At 35.5% G+C, this 276-nt stretch carries 1 protein-coding gene; it reads right to left on the bottom strand.

Translation table 11 applies throughout. The features are described from left to right. Positions 1-276: replication initiator protein A (locus AOA59_RS31260; RefSeq protein WP_178076324.1), on the bottom strand; the 276-nt coding region annotated here is incomplete at both ends.

Here is a 276-nt window from a genome sequence, read left to right as displayed (position 1 = left end):
ATCTTATTGTCAAAACCCATCTTCTTAATGTAAAGAAGTCTGTGAGTCACTAATTCTTTCTTAACGGACGTAATAGTTCGTTCAGTGACGTTTAGCATATCTGCTAATGTCTTATTAGTGAAAATAAAATAAATATTGCCGTCTGCATCAAACCAATGATTCTTGATAGAGTAGCGATTGCGGTCCTTTAATAGTGCATAAGCAATGCGTGCATTGTTGCTCAAATCCTTGTATTTTTCGTTTGTAAAGAGCCACTGAGGCAGTTGATAATACTTC

Origin of the sequence: Pseudomonas sp. 2822-15 (assembly GCF_002742515.1) — a bacterium.
Lineage (GTDB): Bacteria > Pseudomonadota > Gammaproteobacteria > Pseudomonadales > Pseudomonadaceae > Aquipseudomonas > Aquipseudomonas salomonii.
Note: the sequence above shows the minus strand (reverse complement) of the source record. Positions and strands in the feature narration are given on the sequence as shown.